Consider the following 14,477-nt stretch of genomic DNA (forward strand, 5'->3'; position numbering starts at 1 on the left):
AAAAACAAAATTTTACTTTCCTTTAGGCGAAATTAAATTCGTCTAAACTTCGTATGCTGATTGCTCCTTTACCAAAAAATGAGGCAGCACGCCTTTTGGCTTTAAAAGGGCTAGAAATCCTCGATACACCAGAAGAGGAGATGTTTGATGAAATCACACAACTTGCTTCCCTGATTTGTAATGCTCCCATTTCTCTTGTCAGCCTGATCGATGAAACAAGACAATGGTTCAAATCCCATCATGGGCTGAACTCACGAGAAACTCCTAGGTCGCTTGCATTTTGTTCCCATGCCATTTTAGGGGATGATTTATTTTTGATACCCAACGCAAAGGAAGATGTACGTTTCCAAAACAACCCTCTGGTTGACGAAGCACCCAATGTTATTTTTTATGCAGGGATTCCCTTGGCTTTAGATGACCAAATCAAACTAGGAACACTTTGTGTCATTGATAACAAACCGAGAGAACTGAACCCAGAACAAATCCAAATGTTGAAGTTACTTGGGAAACAAACGGTTCGTTTGTTACAAATGCGTAAAGACAGGGACAGATTAGAAATTGAAAAACGGTCTGCCGAAAGAGCCACAGCCGCAAAACGAGATTTTATCGCCGCCATTAGCCATGACATCCGAAACCCATTGAATTCACTTCTTGGGATGTCCGAAATGATTCGAGATACAGAAATTAATCCAACTGTTCTTAGTTATGTGGATCATATCAAAAATGCCGGAGAAGTAATTTTACATTTAGTTAATGATACCATTGAACTTTCAAGATTAGAGGAAAGAGCAAGTTCCTTAAATAATGAGTGGTTCCATTTGGGACAATGTTTATCAATATTTAACTTATTTTTTATCCAGGAAACAAAACGAAAAAAAATTGAATTTAAGTTGAATAACAATGCTTCCGATCAAACTTTTCTTTTATCTGACAAACGAAAATTAGAAAAGATCATTTGGAATTTAACTGCCAATGCGGTTAAATTTACTTCTAAGGGAAGTGTACAATGTTTTGTTGATTTAGAAAACAAAACAGAATCGAATGCTATTTTACATATCCATATCAAAGATACAGGCCCCGGAATTTCTCCCGAAGTAAAAAATAAACTCTTTCAGAAATACAATGAATTTTTGCCTGAAGGATGCGAAATTTCTGGATCGGGACTTGGATTGTCGATCGTAAAACTCTCCTTAGAAGAGTTAGGTGGGAGTATAGAAGTAGAATCAGAACTTGGCAAAGGTTCCAGTTTCAATGTTCAAGTTCCTGTTGTTTGGAAAAAAGAAGAGAATCAAAATCTCACTTCTGAAAATAAACCAAAACAGGAAACTACTCTTCCCGAGTTTCATAAAACTATCAAAGTGTTGATTGCCGATGACAATGAACTGAATCGAAAAGTCCTCAGAAGTTACCTCAAATCCCTTCCAACAGAAATCACCGAAACAAATAACGGAATAGATACACAAAGAGAACTTGACCATTCCCAATTTGACATTGCCTTTTTGGACATTGAGATGCCTGGAAAACATGGAACCGAAATTGCAAAATCCCTCTCCGGGAAAACGAACCGCCCTGTTCTTTTCGCATGCACAGGGCTTTGTATGCCGGAAGAAAAAAACCTGATTTTGGCTTCGGGTTTTGATTATTTTATGCCCAAACCCTACTTAAAAGAAGAATTGTACCTCCACCTTAGGGAAATTGCAAAAAAGAGGCCTTGACCTTTCAGGTATTTTTCCCTTTCTTTTTTAGGCCATTTTTTTATTGTATCCTATTTCCATGACTAAGAATGACACCGAAGTTGGAAATGACTTCCAATCCTTCGGATTACGTCCTGAAATACTACAAGGAATCACTGAAGCAGGCTTCGAATCACCAAGCCCTATCCAAAAACAAGCGATTCCGCTCGTATTGGAAGGAAAAGATTTAATCGCACAAGCGCAGACCGGTACCGGAAAAACTGCAGCTTACGGACTCCCCTGTTTGAACCGAATCCAAGTGAATGATGGCATGCAAGTGCTTGTCCTCACTCCGACTCGTGAACTTGCTCTGCAAGTATCTGATGAATTGTTTAAATTGGGAAAACATTTAGGAATCAAAACCACCACTATTTACGGTGGAAGTTCCTATTCTAAACAAATCACACAAGTGGCCAAAGGTGCCCAAGTTGCCGTTGCAACTCCAGGAAGACTTCTCGACCTATTGAAAGGAAAGGAACTTAAAAATTTCAAACCTTCGATGGTGATTTTGGATGAAGCAGATGAAATGCTCGATATGGGCTTTATGGATGATATTGAATCCATCTTTAACCTACTGCCAACCAAAAGACAAACTTTACTTTTCTCCGCAACTATGCCGGAGCCGATTAAAAAGTTGGCAAGTAAGTACCAAACGCACCCCGCTCATGTAAAAATTGCAGCAACAGAAAAATCTTCGAAGAACATCGAACAAGTGTACTACGTGATTGATGAAGCTGAACGTGAAATTGCTGTTGTACGAATTTTGGATTATGAAAACCCATACAAGGCAATCATTTTCACAAAAACTAAAAAAGAAGCAGATGATTTAAAAGCAACCCTTGGTTTCAAAGGATACCCTGTAGAAGCACTCCACGGAGATCTAAACCAAAAACAAAGAGAACAAGTTTTAAAAAGCCTACACGATGGCAGAGTCAAAATCCTTGTAGCAACTGACGTTGCGGCACGTGGTCTTGATGTAAAAGATTTGTCTCTTGTGATCAACTACCACCTTCCTTTTGATAGCGAAAGTTATACACATAGAATTGGTCGTACAGGTCGCGCTGGAAAATCAGGAAAGGCAGTGACTCTTGTAACAACAAGAGAATCTCGTGCCCTTATCCGACTCAAAGGAACTTCTGGAACCAATCTGACCATTGCTGCTCTTCCTACCAAAAAGGAAGTACTTGCAAGAAGAGAAGAAGACTTTTTAAACAAAGTGGTAGAAACAGAAATCCATGCGGATGCAGAAGAAGTTTTGGAAAAACTTTTGAAGTTAGACGACAAACGTTCTTTATCTTTAAAACTTCTTTCCACCATGCTTGATAAGACCAAAATCAGCGGACCGGAAAAAATCGGAAAAACACCTGCGGAATGGAGTGAAATGCCTCCTGGTGGTGGATCTGGTGGTAGACGACGTCGTGATGATGGCGGTGGATCCGGCGGCGGTCGCAGTGGTTACCGTGGTGGAAGATCCAATAGTGACAGAGGGGAAAGGAGCGAACGCGGAGAACGCAGTGAGCGAGGTGGGGATTCCCGCCGTACTAGCGCACCCTCTTCTAAAAAAGAAGGTGGCGTTTACGTTAAGGCTGCTGGGAAAAAAACTCAGCGTTTTCGAAACAAGTAGTGGCTGACAAACCACTCTTCCCCGTTTCGATAACCCCATAACTCGGCACAGGCGAGAAAGAAAACTTTCCAATACACAAACCATTTGGTTTTTTCTTTTTCGCCGTAAGTACTGGCAAGGATAGGCAAAAGTTTATCCTTGTTTTCTATCATATTATCATACCAAGCCTCAGAAGTTCTCGCATAATGAGATCCATTCACAACCCAGTGATTTTCGATGAGAAAATCTTTTTGGAAGTATAAAAACAAATCATCCGAAGGCATCTGCCCACCAGTAAAGAAGTACTTCGCCATCCAATCGGTTTCATCAATGACTTCGAATGGATAGGCAAACTCTTTATGAGTGAAGATATGTACAAAAAACTTTCCATCTGCCACAAGAAATTTTGATAGTTTTTCAAATAGTTTCTCATAGTTTTTCATATGTTCTAACATCTCGACAGAAACAATCCGATCAAACTTGTCTTTGGTGGTAAAATCGTTCATGTCTTTTGTGATGATGGTGAGATTTTTTAAACCCCGCTCTTTGGCACGTTTGTCTATGAACTCTTTTTGTGTACGAGAATTGGAAACACCTGTGACCTTAGATTTCGGAAATTTTTCTGCAATGTAGAGAGAGATGCTCCCCCATCCACAACCTAAGTCGAGAACTCTCATTCCGTTTTTAATCTCTGCCCGCTCCACAGTGATTCGTAACATTTCTTCTTCTGATTCCGCAAAACTTGTATCGAGAGTTGGCCAATATCCAGATGAGTATTTCATCCTTGGTCCCATGACATAGGTAAAAAAATCACTAGGGACTTCATAGTGTTGTTCGTTAGCTGCCTCTGTATGTACGGCAATCGGTGAATTTTTTAACTCGTTTACATAATTCATTTTATGTTGGAGTTGGGAAGTGGCATTTTCTTTTCGCTCTTGTTTGATTCGCAGGTTCAAAAGTTGTCGGATGCGAAACCGAATGAGCCAATCAGGAAAAATATCCTTTTCCAATAGTGAGTTGATGTTAAAAGAAGAGCCCTCTTCTTTCTTTGAAGAATCCGTAAAATTCATGTTTTATCCTTTATTATTTTTGTTTGGGAAACCAAGGGAAAAATGCATTTGTGGTGCGCATGTATTCGCGAAAAACATCACCTTTAGAAAGAAGCGAATATTTTTCTGCAAACGGAACACCGGAAACAAATCGTAACAATACAAACATAAAAACTGGAGTAAAGAGTGATAATAGGGCATCTGGCGCCGAAAGAATCGGAATGATCCCAATCCCCACCCAAATCACCCATTCAAAAAAATAATTGGGATGCCTAGTGTATTTCCAAAGACCAATGTTGCAAACCTTACCTTTGTTTTTTGGATCGGCCACAAACCGATGAAGATCACGATCGGAAATTCCTTCCCCAATCACTCCTACAAAAAATAAAATCCAACCGATGAGAACCATTAAATATCCGTTAGGTCCCATCATCCCAGAGTTTGGGAATAGATTCCACTTAGCGGCAAAGTAAAAAGGGAAGGAAAGTAGCAGGGCCAAAAATCCTTGTAATATAAATACATTGGTAAACATCTTTTGGTGGACTTTCTCACCATAGTCCTTTCGGAATCCGGCATATCGTTTGTCTTCTGGATGGTTTGTACGAATGCGAGTGAAGTATAGAAAACCTGATAAACGAAGGGCCCAGATCCAAACGGGAACAAGCACTGCCCATTTTGCATATACAGTCCCCTTCCCAAAAAAGACAAGTACACTGGCTATCCCTGCGATGACAAGTCCCCAACCCACATCAATGACTGCATAGTTGTCTCTCGACTTCCCCCAAAACCACATGAGACTCATAAAGAAAAAAGTAAATATAACAGCCGCTAAATACGAAAATAATAAATTTTCCAAAGGATAGATCCTCTCCCTATACCTTGGTTTAGACAGAGTTCAATGTGGTTTGAAGTCCTCATAAAGTTTTTTATAAAGAATTTTTTCTAAAAATTTCGGAGAGAAAAATCGCATCCATTCCAAAAACTTTCCGGACAAATTGAAAGTCACAAGCCTTGCTTCTTTGTCTTTGGCCACAGACATCAAAACACGAGCTACTTCTTTTGCACTTTTCCGTTTTCCTTTGGCGGGAGCTTCCGATAAAACTCCTCCACTCGCATCAAGACCTGATGTTCTTAAAGCAGTGTCCGTATAAGGTACACAAACAAGAGAGACACCAAGTCCCGACTCTAGATTTTCGATCCGAAGGGATTCGAGTGCTGCATGGAGAGCCGACTTGGAGGCGGAATACGCGGCACGACCCGGCACTCCATAAAGTGCGGAGACTGTGGATGTAGTGACAATATTTCCTTTGGCAGATAAAAGAAGGGAAAGAAGGCCTCGGATGAATTGGATGGGACCAAAAAAATTCGTAGCAAAGGTTTTCCGATACACATCCATCGAAAGGGAATCAAAACGACCGTGAGCCGTAATCCCTGCGTTGTTGAATAATACATCCACTTTTGAAACTTTTTTTTGGATCCACTCTGTAGCATCCAATACAGAAGTGGGATCTGCAAGGTCACAAGCCACTCGGTGAATGATGGCACCTTCGTGTTTGTTTTTGGGTTCGGTGATTTCTGCAGCTCGCCTTGCCACAAGAACTAGTTCACATGGGAATTGAGCCAATTCTTCATACAATGCTTTTCCAATTCCACTTGTCGCTCCAGTGATCACTACCACCCTATCGTTCCAAAAAACTTTTTTCATAACGCCTCTTTCCTCTGATTCCCACTCGACAAAGGATAAGGACACAGGAGGATCTGACGAGTGAATTTTGATTCTAAATCGAACGAGGGAATATGTTAAACAAAGTATGGGAAATCCAAGGATCATTCGGATTAGAAAACCTAAAACAAACAACAAGGGATCTTTCTGAATCACTGGCTCCCAAAGAAGTTCTTGTTCGCCTAACAGCGACTTCGCTCAACTATCGTGATTATTTAATGGTGATTGGAACTTACAACCCCAGACAAAAACTCCCCCTCGTCCCTTGTTCGGATGGAGCCGGTATTGTGGAAGCTGTGGGATCAGAGGTCAGTCTTTGGAAAAAGGGAGACCGAGTCCTTCCGATCTTTGCCCAGAAGTGGATGGATGGGGCACCAAATATGGACAACCTTCGTTCGACCCTCGGTGGTCCACATGACGGCTGTTTAGCGAATTATGGAAAATTCCAAGAAGAAGGACTTGTCGCCACACCAAGCCATTTAACAGACAAAGAAGCTGCCACCTTAGGTTGTGCTGGCCTCACTGCATACAATGCCGTTGTGAATTTTGGAGGGATTGAACCAGGATCTGATGTCCTATGTCTCGGAACAGGTGGTGTTTCTTTATTTGCTCTACAATTTGCAAAAATGATGGGAGCTCGGGTCATCATTACTTCCTCTAGTGATGAAAAATTGGAACGTGCCAAAAACCTCGGTGCTGACGAAACCATCAACTATGCAACCAAATCCAATTGGGAACGAGATGTCCGAAAAGCGACAAAAATGGCAGGAGCCGATCTCATCATTGAAGTGGGTGGTGCCGGCACCATGCAAAAATCCATGATGAGTGTCAAACCGTACGGAACCATTGCTCTGATTGGTGTCCTTGCTGGTGGAGAATCGAGCCTTTCTCTCTACCCGATTCTTATGCAAGGAGTCAAAGTGCAAGGTGTGATTGTGGGAAGCCGCGCTGATTTTGAAAAAATGAACCGAGCCATCGAACAGAACAAAATGAAACCAGTTGTGGACAAAGTGTTCGGTTGGGAGGAAGTCCCGCAAGCGTTGGAGTATTTACAAACAGGGAAACATTTTGGAAAAGTCGTGGTGAGTTGGGAATAAAGAAGAAGGGAAAGTCTCAAACAAGGGAACTGTTTTCTACAAAATAGAAAACTCTAAACCAGATTGAATTTCCGTACATTCCTTACGCAATTTTTCAAAATAACAATCAAATCCCTTATTCTATAAGCTGATTGTTCTAGAAGGGCAAATCTTGTATCTTTCCTGTGCTCCAAGAAAAGATACAATTTGTCCAATATTTTAGGCACTCTTCACATTTTTTACTACTTTTGATTCAAAACGTACGATTCTTGCATTCCCGCTTCGCATAGGAGAAGACCGTAATTTCGGTCTTTCAGAAAAAACAGATGCGAAGATTAGTGATGATCCAATTCTCTTTTTGGTTATTTTTGGGGTACGAAGTTTTTGGCCAAACCACAACGCCGGCGGCGGAGACTCCCACAACTCAAAACCAATTGCAAAAAGCAAACTCGGAAGTTTCACCCAAAGAAGAACCGCCAAAACCGACTCCTCCACCCTCTTGGTCCGATGGATTTACGGCGGGTGCCCTTGTCCGTGTTCGTCCAGAAATGAAGTATAACTTTGATTTCAATCGTAACACCAATGACAATGTAGACTTCACTGGCCAGAAAATCCAATTTTGGGTTCAAAAGGAATTCACAAAAGATGTCATTGCAAAAATCACATTTCAAGATGCAAGGTTATGGGGTGCAGAAAAAGGATCCCTCACCGGTCTTTCCACTGCCAACGATGGAACCAGGCAAAGCACTGATGTGCGCGAAGCCTATATAGAAGTTAAAAATAATTTGGGCCTTCCCCTCCATATCCAAGCAGGTCGTCAAATTTTACGATATGGTGACGAACGTTTGGTGGGATCACTCGATTGGACAAACGTTGGTAGAAGTTTTGATGGTCTCCGAATCAAATGGGAGGACAAGTATATATCTTCCCATATATTTGTTACCTCAGTCAGCGAACGTCATTCCGATATTGCAGGCAACACAACTTCCTTCGGCGTCAAAAACCAATACAATACTTATATGGATTGTCCCTACAATGGAACAAAACCTTGTACGGCAAAACTGGATGCCCAAAGACAGGAGTTAGGGGATTCTTATTTCACTGGTTTTTACAATACACTAAAACCCTCTGACTATCTACACATTGATTTGTATTATTTAGGATTACAAAAAGAGTATTTACGAACCAACCAGTCTCTCATCCTCACCACAGGAGAAACGGGAACGCCTGAATCACGAGCTGGTAGATGGGACGTTCTCCATACCTATGGAATCAGGCTTACCAACAAAACCCAAACCGGTAAAAAATCCCTACAAGCTTTTGATTATTCCTTTGAATATGCAGTGCAAACAGGAACCACGGGTAAATCCATCAGGCCTAGATGGGACGACCATAAAACAGACGTTACATTGTTTGATCCACTAACAAATACAAACTACAACCGAAGTATTTACTCAGAAAAAGAAAGATACAAAACCTATGCTTTTGGTGCCGACTTAGGTTATACAGTTGGCAAAATGAGAGTTGGTGTTGCCTATGATGTGGGAAGCGGAGATCCCAACCGAACAGATGGGTCCATCGCCAGTTTCCAAAACCTATTTCACACCAATCACTTATTTTATGGAATGGCTGACCAAGTGAGTTGGGTCAATATGAAATCAAAATCTGTAAACGCCAGTTATAACCTAGGGACCTATGGATCTTTCCGTATCGATTATTTTGCGATCGAAAAACACAAACTCCAAGACAGTTGGTATGACATCGCTGGTGTAGCCAAATCAGGTGCCAGTACAGAATCCATAACAAACAATCAATACGATACAAGCCAAGTCCTTACTGAAAACGGAACTGGAAACAATCGCCCCGTTTCAATGCTTGGGAAAAGTTTGTTTCGTGAACTCGACTTTAAATACAATGTCCCGTATCAAAACCTAATTTTAGAATGCGGGTATAGTATGATTTATGCGGGGGATGCCATCCAAAACAAAGTGAATGACCGCACCATAAATTCCCAAGCGTATACAAACCAATTCAATAAAAATGCACAGTTTGCTTATCTTATGGTAACGGCCCAGTTTTAGAATAAGGTTTAAAAAAGAAGAGTCAATTTTTCGGGCTCCAAAGATAGATTGTTTTTCTCTTTCTTTGGCGCCTCGCCATTGTTATCTGAAAGGATGATTATTTGTTAAATGCGACCGCGCTTTACGCTCCAATCTTTCGCAATTGCGAAAGGATTTCCGCTGCAATCGCTGGCGAAAGAGTTTGTTCGATCCTATTTTAATTTCGATAATTCCTTCATTGTATTATATTCTAAATCAGCAACTGAATGGAGAAGAACTTTAATTTCACTGAGCAAAAGCTTTTCTCCCCTTTTTCCTAAAGAATCAAACAAGGAGGCAATTTTTGTCCAGTGGTCTGCAATCTCTTTGAATTGGAGAAAAGAATTTTTAAAGATAGGATCTTTTGTTAACTCATACGATTCTAAAAGAAAGTCTCTATACAAATTACGAAAAATAGCACCGCCAGTACCTGCTTTTTCCATCATCAAGGCAGTGGTTTCAAAATCTCTTTGGATGTCTTTAGAAGTGAGAAACCATTTCTCCAAATAGGATGCTAGTTTTCTAATCCCTTTATAGGATACGTTCGTAATAGGAGGATTTAAGTATTCACGTGCATTGTTTTTTGCCGCAAGGATCACAACCTTTTCCAAGTTAGCCTGTTTTTTCCAGGGACCAATGGTATAAAAAAGATTTTTGGAAGCCATTGCCCCTTTTTCGCTTCTTGCCAATTCTAAACTTTTTAAGGAAGTTTGTACCTTGGTCCCTTGCTGTTTTGTATCCACCAAATAAGCGTTTGTCTCATCATAGCCATAAAGAGCAGCATAATGACCCGCAAAATGAAAGGGTTTCGAAAAATATTCCAAGTGGAAACAATCCAATTTCAAACCAACAGGTATTCCCGAATCTACAAGATCCCGAACCGATGACCAGGCCTTTTGTTTCGATGTTGTTTCCCTAATCTCTAACTTTAGATTTAGATTTTTAGTTATATTTTCTGTAAGTCCGTCTGGTTTGATTCTCCCACCAATAAAGGGAAAATCCATCGACTTCATATTCCAAAAGATAAAACTAAGACCTTCTCCAATCCCAAATAACAAGGGTTCCGAAAGTTCGATCCCAATTTGTTTTAAAAGAGTACCCGTCGTTGTAGTTTCACAGTGAACTCCCACAAAGGGAGAAAATTTATCTAAAACCATAGATTATGGTGATTACCAGCGTTGTAATGGTTTTGCATAAGCCACTAAAATATTTCCGCTGAGTTTGTTCTCTAGTCTCTGGCAAAGCGAAAAGGCTGTCGATTCCAAATTGGCATATTTAAAAGTAGTACATAAGCCCTGCCGTTTCGCCAATGTACCTGTTTTGTAAATTGCCAAAAAAGCATTTAGCTGTTCCTCAATGAATATACATTCTTTTTCTATGTCAGGACCAGGGACCACTAAATCTGAAAGATCATACGAATTGAATTCAAAGTCTGGAATCCAATGATAAAGACTAGTATTTGTTAGAAAGGAATTGGATTTCACTCCACAACCAGTCCTTCAATGATGATTGTCCTTTGAGAATACAATGCACGATTGGAAGCCAAAAGAAATTGTGCACCTGTCGTCACAGTCCGGATGATCGAATCTATAACATTCTCTTTTGAATAAATTCTAAGATTAAAAATTTTCTTCGCATTTGGAAGTTGGTTTCTAATAATTTCATCAAGGTCTAATGTATCAATAGGTTGAGTATCAAAGAGATACCAAGAAAGTTTTGTTTCGATGGAAAAATGCCGAAATTTTTCATTGTCGCCAAGTTCATTAGAAAAACTTACAGGAATTTTTGTATCATTGATTTCGTACTGATAAGAAGCACAGCCGATCATAAAAAGAAAAATAAAGACGACGCCAACATTACTCAACATTTTCATTTTAAATCACTCCTGGTGGTTTGCGAATAGATATTGCCTTTGATATGGAGGGTATACGGCCGAACAATTCCAATAGTTAGCAGATCATAAATCCCATCTGAAAAAGTATATTCTTCGGAAATTTTTAGATCCCCAATATTGGCATTCGGATACTTTAAATAAACTTCGTTCAAAAGTTCATCTAAAGATTTATCCCTAATATTGGAAAGCCCCCAAAACATATAAACACGAGTATAAGAAATATTAAAAGAGTCCTTTACAGTGTAACCTTCACTAGAAGAGAAACTGTTTAGACGAACCTTGTTCTTACCCCAAGTTTGATAATAAGCAGTGTTAGCACAATTTAGCAAAACCATACTTGAAATGATTAAAAAAATGTTTTTCATAACTTGCTCCTAAATTTAGCATTTAAATAAGAATTGCAAGCAAACTTTTGCTAAATGATCATTTAACCAAGACCAACATCAAGAGCCATCATGAGAACAAATCCAAACATAGCACCAAGAGTTGACATTTCCGTTTCTTTTCCTGTATGAGATTCGGGGATGAGTTCCTCTATGACGACAAAAATCATTGCCCCCGCAGCAAACGATAAAGCAAGAGGCAAAATACTTTCTACATAAAAAACAAGGGCTGCACCAAGAAGGCCGCCAATTGGTTCTACAAATCCAGAAAGTTGTCCATACCAAAAACTTTTACGTGCACTAAATCCCTCACGTAACAATGGGATGGAAACAGCAGCACCTTCTGGAATATTTTGAATTCCAATCCCAAAAGCAACTACAACTGCTGCCATCAGTGCCTCATAAGTGAATCCATCACCAAGCGCACCAAAGGCGACTCCAACAGCCAAACCTTCAGGGATGTTGTGAAGTGTAATTGCTAAAATAAGAAGTAAACTCCTTTGGAAAGAGGACTTCCCACCTTCCAGACGATTTTCTTCCAATCCTACATGAAGATGAGGAAGGAGCTTATGTAATAAATATAAAGACAAACCACCTGATAAAAAACCAAAACTGACATAGAGCCATGCAGGGTTTCCGGCACGTTCCGAAAGTTCAATTGATGGCAATAGAAGAGACCAAAAACTCGCCGCAATCATAATGCCTGAAGCAAAACCAAGCATAGCATTAAAAACGGGCCTTGGCACCGTGCGAAAGAAAAAAACAAATCCAGCACCAAAGGCAGTACAAAACCAAGTAAACCCAGTGGCAAGTAATGCCAAAACCACTGGATGAAATGACAATAGAGAATCTAACATCTATTTGGCTGACATCATTCCAACAAATAAAGAACTCATTTCTTTTGCACGCCAAAGCCCATCGGAATCTTTTTCCATAGTCACTGGCCGAAAACTAGAAGCACCTCGAGTAGCCACAAAAAGTTTAATTTTGCCTGAGGATTCCTCACCCGAATAGGGGTTTGTATATGTTTCTACAGTGAGTGGCAAACTTGCTGTGTATCCATTGGATGGTTCTGCTCCTTTCCAATAACCATTGGATAACATTTTGTATTTATCCAATTGACCAAGAAGATATTTATCACCATTCCCTAAATCCATTCCATCCACAGCAGAAGGTTTCGTAGACTTTTGTCTATTTTTAGAAAGAACTGAAAGAGTCACAGCTTTCGTTCCCAGTTCTTGGTTTTTCCCATAAAGAGAAATCGCAAGGATAAGGATGGCGGCTCCCCCTTCCGGTGTGGTGGCAACCGAGGATTGAAGGGATTTGAATTCTTCAAGCGATGCCGGTTCGGATGGGAAAACAACTGGACTCCGGGAAGTTAAGTTTTGGGCAAAGGCCTGACCTGTTAGGAAGAAAAGGAGAAATACCAAAATAGGAAGTTTTTTCATAATCGTAGAATGTAGGGAATTTACCGATATTAATCAATTTATTTTCGATTGGCTTTTTAAAAAAAAGAAGACAGGGATTAATTACCAATAAATATGTGTTAGCAGATTATAAACTAACAAAGCGTTAAATTTAAAATTTAAAACCATTCCAATCATCTGGTTATTATTAACTTTCAGCTCCACATTCAATTGTGGAACAGAAAAAAAAGAAGACCAATCAACCGCACTAATCCCTTTATTAGCTTTAGGTTCTTCCGGTGGTAGTGGTGGGAAAGCGGCAGGAGAAAGATGCATTGTAGATACAGAATGTGCGGCAAAATTATTTTGTGCCAACGCATATAATATTAATACTCCTTATATTTACAATCTTTGTACTGCAGTACCAGCAGTTTCAGGAACTATTTCAGGTAACGGGACAGGATTATCAGCTACACTCACATCCTCTTCACCCGTTGCTGATTTTTCTGTGACCATCAACACCCCAGGAAAATACACTTTTTCTGTAACTTCAACCGATATTTCATCTTCTGTTGTCAAACCTGAAATAAATGTCTACCCTCAGTCAGGTAGAACGGCACTTCTACAAGCAACTAGAAATTTTAGCAATAACCATCAAATTAACGCATACAATTTTTCAACTCCAGGTACTTACAGGGTAAGAATATCAACTTACTATTATTCTGGATCGTTTGGCGGCGGAATTCGCCTTTTCGCAGCAAACAATGTTGTTGCTTCAGGCGGAGGAAGGCACACATACTTATAGTGGCAAAAATCGCTGTGATGATTATGCAGTGAACAGTTTACTTCTTAATACTTATTGCACAACTTATTTGGGAACTGGAGTCATCAGTGCTAATTCATGCGCAGTTCAAAATGCAGCAAAAACTTTAATTGGTAGATGTACAAAAGGAGTCATTCGTGGTTCAACTTACGGAAACGGCATGGTCACCAGAAATTACTACGATACCAGCTTACTTTCAGAAGTAACTTTTGATTGTGATGTTGATAATGGTGTCCAACTTTAAAAATTAGTTAAAAAAAACTTTACGAAAGCCTTTTGTTAAAGGAAGGTTTTCGTATGAAAAAAATTTCCATTTTTTTACTAATACTTACCCCTCTCCTAATCACCGCACAAACATTAAAAGATGCGAAAGAATTCCAAGCACTCTCTAAAAAAATGTGTGCCAAAACTTCTGAGTGTATGAAAGAAAAGTTAAAAGATCTTCCTGCTGATCAAAGAAAGATGGTCGAATCTCAATTTGTGAATGGGAATGTCTGTGAATCTAGGTACAAAAATTACGTGGTAGAAGGCCAAAAACCGGCAAACAACCAACCCACAAAGAAACTCACTAAACAAGATTTGGAAGACATGAAAAAATGTGCCAAAGACATGGCTGCGTTTTCTTGTGCTGACTTAGAAGATGGAAAGGTCCCGGAATCTTGCGAAAAATTCCAAGAAGAAGATTAAA

Annotated in this window: 17 protein-coding genes; 6 read left to right on the forward strand and 11 right to left on the reverse strand. The window is 39.8% G+C overall.

What is annotated here, in order from left to right; translation table 11 throughout:
* Window positions 1-53: 53 nt before the first annotated feature.
* Together EHQ47_RS00320 and EHQ47_RS00325 are read left to right on the forward strand one after the other, a co-directional pair.
* A complete protein-coding gene (locus EHQ47_RS00320; RefSeq protein WP_135776294.1) occupies window positions 54-1,715 on the forward strand; it encodes an ATP-binding response regulator in 1,662 nt (553 codons plus the stop codon).
* 58 nt (window positions 1,716-1,773) lie between these two features.
* Window positions 1,774-3,357: a DEAD/DEAH box helicase gene (locus EHQ47_RS00325; protein ID WP_135776295.1), complete on the forward strand. Its 1,584-nt coding sequence runs from the start codon at window positions 1,774-1,776 to the stop codon at window positions 3,355-3,357.
* Here EHQ47_RS00325 and EHQ47_RS00330 read toward each other — a convergent pair.
* The 3 genes from EHQ47_RS00330 to EHQ47_RS00340 are packed head-to-tail and all read right to left on the reverse strand — an operon-like array spanning window position 3,336 to window position 6,090.
* On the reverse strand, window positions 3,336-4,406 hold the full coding sequence (locus EHQ47_RS00330; protein WP_135776296.1) for an SAM-dependent methyltransferase: 1,071 nt from the start codon (window positions 4,404-4,406) through the stop codon (window positions 3,336-3,338). The two genes, EHQ47_RS00325 and EHQ47_RS00330, sit on opposite strands and share 22 nt — an antisense overlap.
* A 13-nt stretch (window positions 4,407-4,419) precedes the next feature.
* Complete coding sequence (locus EHQ47_RS00335; RefSeq protein WP_135749316.1) at window positions 4,420-5,241, reverse strand: DUF1295 domain-containing protein; 822 nt, start codon at window positions 5,239-5,241, stop codon at window positions 4,420-4,422.
* A gap of 39 nt (window positions 5,242-5,280) precedes the next feature.
* Entirely contained in the window at window positions 5,281-6,090 is an 810-nt protein-coding gene (locus EHQ47_RS00340) for an SDR family NAD(P)-dependent oxidoreductase (RefSeq protein WP_135776297.1), read from the reverse strand.
* A 92-nt stretch (window positions 6,091-6,182) separates the two neighbouring features.
* Here EHQ47_RS00340 and EHQ47_RS00345 point away from each other — a divergent pair, with 92 nt between their 5' ends.
* Both EHQ47_RS00345 and EHQ47_RS00350 read left to right on the forward strand, forming a co-directional pair.
* The gene (locus tag EHQ47_RS00345) at window positions 6,183-7,205 is read left to right on the forward strand and encodes a zinc-dependent alcohol dehydrogenase family protein (protein WP_135749318.1); all 1,023 of its coding nucleotides are present in this window, start codon (window positions 6,183-6,185) and stop codon (window positions 7,203-7,205) included.
* Window positions 7,206-7,510: 305 nt separating this feature from the next.
* Window positions 7,511-9,265: an alginate export family protein gene (locus EHQ47_RS00350; protein WP_135776299.1), complete on the forward strand. Its 1,755-nt coding sequence runs from the start codon at window positions 7,511-7,513 to the stop codon at window positions 9,263-9,265.
* Window positions 9,266-9,456: 191 nt separating this feature from the next.
* On the opposite strand, the gene EHQ47_RS00355 is transcribed toward EHQ47_RS00350, so the two are convergent.
* The 8 genes from EHQ47_RS00355 to EHQ47_RS19780 all read right to left on the reverse strand — a co-directional run bounded on the left by EHQ47_RS00355 (window position 9,457) and on the right by EHQ47_RS19780 (window position 13,545).
* A complete protein-coding gene (locus tag EHQ47_RS00355) occupies window positions 9,457-10,440 on the reverse strand; it encodes a BtrH N-terminal domain-containing protein (protein ID WP_135749320.1) in 984 nt (327 codons plus the stop codon).
* Window positions 10,441-10,452: 12 nt separating this feature from the next.
* Window positions 10,453-10,767: a hypothetical protein gene (locus EHQ47_RS00360; RefSeq protein ID WP_135749321.1), complete on the reverse strand. Its 315-nt coding sequence runs from the start codon at window positions 10,765-10,767 to the stop codon at window positions 10,453-10,455.
* The gene (locus tag EHQ47_RS00365) at window positions 10,764-11,156 is read right to left on the reverse strand and encodes a hypothetical protein (protein WP_244290152.1); all 393 of its coding nucleotides are present in this window, start codon (window positions 11,154-11,156) and stop codon (window positions 10,764-10,766) included. The genes EHQ47_RS00360 and EHQ47_RS00365 overlap by 4 nt, the downstream gene beginning before the upstream one ends.
* Window positions 11,153-11,542 (reverse strand): hypothetical protein, encoded by a 390-nt coding sequence (locus tag EHQ47_RS19770; protein ID WP_135749322.1) that lies wholly within the window; start codon window positions 11,540-11,542, stop codon window positions 11,153-11,155. Before EHQ47_RS19770 ends, EHQ47_RS00365 begins: the two co-directional genes overlap by 4 nt.
* A 62-nt stretch (window positions 11,543-11,604) precedes the next feature.
* On the reverse strand, window positions 11,605-12,417 hold the full coding sequence (locus EHQ47_RS00375) for a ZIP family metal transporter (protein ID WP_135749323.1): 813 nt from the start codon (window positions 12,415-12,417) through the stop codon (window positions 11,605-11,607).
* Window positions 12,418-13,008 carry a DUF6935 domain-containing protein gene (locus tag EHQ47_RS00380; protein WP_135749324.1) on the reverse strand — a complete coding sequence of 197 codons (591 nt, stop codon included), beginning with the start codon at window positions 13,006-13,008 and terminating at the stop codon, window positions 12,418-12,420.
* A gap of 81 nt (window positions 13,009-13,089) precedes the next feature.
* A complete protein-coding gene (locus EHQ47_RS19775) occupies window positions 13,090-13,341 on the reverse strand; it encodes a hypothetical protein (RefSeq protein ID WP_244290153.1) in 252 nt (83 codons plus the stop codon).
* Window positions 13,342-13,368: 27 nt separating this feature from the next.
* On the reverse strand, window positions 13,369-13,545 hold the full coding sequence (locus tag EHQ47_RS19780) for a hypothetical protein (RefSeq protein WP_244290154.1): 177 nt from the start codon (window positions 13,543-13,545) through the stop codon (window positions 13,369-13,371).
* A 152-nt stretch (window positions 13,546-13,697) separates the two neighbouring features.
* Between EHQ47_RS19780 and EHQ47_RS19785 the strand changes: the two genes are divergently transcribed.
* Window positions 13,698-14,033 carry a hypothetical protein gene (locus EHQ47_RS19785; protein WP_244290155.1) on the forward strand — a complete coding sequence of 112 codons (336 nt, stop codon included), beginning with the start codon at window positions 13,698-13,700 and terminating at the stop codon, window positions 14,031-14,033.
* Window positions 14,034-14,086: 53 nt separating this feature from the next.
* Window positions 14,087-14,476 carry an LA_2478/LA_2722/LA_4182 family protein gene (locus EHQ47_RS00390; RefSeq protein WP_135749325.1) on the forward strand — a complete coding sequence of 130 codons (390 nt, stop codon included), beginning with the start codon at window positions 14,087-14,089 and terminating at the stop codon, window positions 14,474-14,476.
* Window position 14,477: the final 1 nt, after the last annotated feature.

Origin of the sequence: Leptospira bourretii (assembly GCF_004770145.1) — a bacterium.
GTDB lineage: Bacteria > Spirochaetota > Leptospiria > Leptospirales > Leptospiraceae > Leptospira_A > Leptospira_A bourretii.

Coding starts and splice junctions, on each gene's coding strand:
- EHQ47_RS00320 (WP_135776294.1), top strand. CDS start 54: ATGCTGATTGCTCCTTTACCAAAAAATGAGGCAGCACGCCTTTTGGCT.
- EHQ47_RS00325 (WP_135776295.1), top strand. CDS start 1,774: ATGACTAAGAATGACACCGAAGTTGGAAATGACTTCCAATCCTTCGGA.
- EHQ47_RS00330 (WP_135776296.1), bottom strand. CDS start 4,406: ATGAATTTTACGGATTCTTCAAAGAAAGAAGAGGGCTCTTCTTTTAAC.
- EHQ47_RS00340 (WP_135776297.1), bottom strand. CDS start 6,090: ATGAAAAAAGTTTTTTGGAACGATAGGGTGGTAGTGATCACTGGAGCG.
- EHQ47_RS00345 (WP_135749318.1), top strand. CDS start 6,183: ATGTTAAACAAAGTATGGGAAATCCAAGGATCATTCGGATTAGAAAAC.
- EHQ47_RS00350 (WP_135776299.1), top strand. CDS start 7,511: ATGCGAAGATTAGTGATGATCCAATTCTCTTTTTGGTTATTTTTGGGG.
- EHQ47_RS00355 (WP_135749320.1), bottom strand. CDS start 10,440: ATGGTTTTAGATAAATTTTCTCCCTTTGTGGGAGTTCACTGTGAAACT.
- EHQ47_RS00365 (WP_244290152.1), bottom strand. CDS start 11,156: ATGAAAATGTTGAGTAATGTTGGCGTCGTCTTTATTTTTCTTTTTATG.
- EHQ47_RS19770 (WP_135749322.1), bottom strand. CDS start 11,542: ATGAAAAACATTTTTTTAATCATTTCAAGTATGGTTTTGCTAAATTGT.
- EHQ47_RS00375 (WP_135749323.1), bottom strand. CDS start 12,417: ATGTTAGATTCTCTATTGTCATTTCATCCAGTGGTTTTGGCATTACTT.
- EHQ47_RS00380 (WP_135749324.1), bottom strand. CDS start 13,008: ATGAAAAAACTTCCTATTTTGGTATTTCTCCTTTTCTTCCTAACAGGT.
- EHQ47_RS00390 (WP_135749325.1), top strand. CDS start 14,087: ATGAAAAAAATTTCCATTTTTTTACTAATACTTACCCCTCTCCTAATC.